Here is a 1,892-nt window from a genome sequence, read left to right as displayed (position 1 = left end):
GCCACTGATTTTGCGCCGCCGCTTTCACCGAACGAATATCAATATGGCTTACCATTTCGGGAATCCCTCGCGGTGATGAATTTCAAACTGGGCGTGCTGTGCTGTGTCGTTGAGTGCCTTTGCTATTTTTGGCAAATACATCAGGGCTTCACCCACGCGGCGTAAATCCTCCCTTGCCTGACAATCTGCATAGTTTTCATTATCGGCTGACCAGAAAGCCATTTCCCCCATCGCAGACATCGCCGCCATCACGCCACTCAACGCCCCTTCGGAATGCTTACGTAAGTCTTTCAGTTCCTCAGTGCTCAGATCGTTAAAGCTGGTGCGTACCAAGTGGTTATAGATATCAGACATGATCAGGCTCTCCCTGCGTAGGTGTATTCTTGAGTGAAACGGCTTAATGGCATAATGCACGGGTAGGTATAACCTTCACGGACAAACGTCACGCGGTTAAAGGCGACCGACAGCACTTGAACAGTTTCCCCGTTCTGATGGGTGTAATAGTCATGGGGCGCGGGGTTACGCATGGTTAGCCCCCTGACGAGAAACAAATATCAGTGAGGGGATACCTGCCAGTAGACGGGCTTCTCCTTCGCTGTCTGCCAGTACAGTGATAAGGCGCATGGGGTGAATATCCACCAGCCGCTGAGTGCCAGATGCAATTAGGAATGTAAATTTAAGGCGAGTTTGGTTATGCTGTGGTGTATCCATAGCGTAAGACTCCATTACGTTGTTGGCTAGACGCCTCGATAGTGTTGGTAGCACTTCGGGGCGTTGTTGTTTTACATCTGACATAAATGTGTTGTACACTGTCAGACACAAACAACATACACCCTGAGTATTACATATGTCAAACACATATTTGCCAAGAGGCAATAAACAAATTGCATTCAGAGTCGAGCCACAATTGGAACAAGCTATGAGGGAAGCGATGAAAATTGATGGTGATGAATCTATATCTGCATGGATAAAGAGAATTATCCGCAAAGAGTTACAATCTCGCGGCATTGAGCAATAACTAACCACATCTCTTAAAGAGGTGAGCCTTTTAAGCTGTTGTAATTCTTCGTAAAGCAAATGTGCTTTACGCCAAAGGGTAGCATTCGCCGTGCTATCCTTTTCTTTTTGCACCTGACTAAATGACAGTCGCAAAGTTTGCGCGTCGCTAAATGATACGCGCAGATTATGACCAGACTGCAAATATGCCGCTTGACTATATTTCAATGGATTAGGTAACTGACCCGAAATAATCGGGACAGCCAAAGTATGACCAAACGCCAAATCTGGCGTCTGATTAGATATCAATGAGTTACTGAGGTGTCCGAAAATATTCGTATACCCATCAGCTAAAATTTCAGCCGATGACTGAGCGCAAAGTTTCGTTGAGTGGTGTCTGAAAATATTCACACATCCGCCAGAGAGTGAAAGGTTTCTTTCTGGCTGGCTTCCTCTTTTTAACAGGTACAGTTGTGGTACAGATATGGCACAGATATTTAAATAACTGTACCAACTCAATACATTGATAAATATATGTTTATTGTTAATTGGTACAGATGGTACAGTTATTTTGTGTTTCTGACTGGCTGAACATAATGAACTTTTGTCATTAACATTCATCAAGTTCGCTGAGTGTCCATTGGTCATTGATTCAGTGACCATTGAACCAGCCAAACTGAGGACTACGGTATTCTTCGAGGTCACTGGGTTAATGACCGCGACAATAGGACTCCTTAGTCTCAAGGAGTCACCAGACATAATGACCATCACACCACCTCTCGCAGCTCTATTCCTTTTGCCGTGTAACCCTGAACCCGAACACCCTCAACACGGTGGCGTTTTTTAGTCAAAAAGCGAATGTGATCGGCATAGACATAGAGCCACTGACCGTCTAC

At 45.1% G+C, this 1,892-nt stretch carries 3 protein-coding genes; all 3 read right to left on the bottom strand.

Going from position 1 to position 1,892, the window contains the following annotated elements:
* Positions 1 to 48: 48 nt before the first annotated feature.
* From PSI23_RS21170 to PSI23_RS21160, 3 genes are read right to left on the bottom strand one after another with little or no spacing between them, the layout of a single operon-like run.
* Positions 49 to 354: a hypothetical protein gene (locus PSI23_RS21170; protein ID WP_273556926.1), complete on the bottom strand. Its 306-nt coding sequence runs from the start codon at positions 352 to 354 to the stop codon at positions 49 to 51.
* A 2-nt stretch (positions 355 to 356) separates the two neighbouring features.
* Entirely contained in the window at positions 357 to 527 is a 171-nt protein-coding gene (locus PSI23_RS21165) for a DUF4222 domain-containing protein (RefSeq protein ID WP_273556925.1), read from the bottom strand.
* Positions 520 to 1,764, bottom strand: a complete 1,245-nt coding sequence (locus PSI23_RS21160; protein WP_273556927.1) for a hypothetical protein — start codon at positions 1,762 to 1,764, stop codon at positions 520 to 522. Before PSI23_RS21160 ends, PSI23_RS21165 begins: the two co-directional genes overlap by 8 nt.
* Between the last annotated feature and the right edge of the window lie 128 nt (positions 1,765 to 1,892).

It is taken from the genome of Xenorhabdus yunnanensis (assembly GCF_028598805.1).
Lineage (GTDB): Bacteria > Pseudomonadota > Gammaproteobacteria > Enterobacterales > Enterobacteriaceae > Xenorhabdus > Xenorhabdus yunnanensis.
The sequence above is the reverse complement of the archived record's forward strand: the minus strand, read 5'-3'. Positions and strand labels throughout refer to the sequence as shown.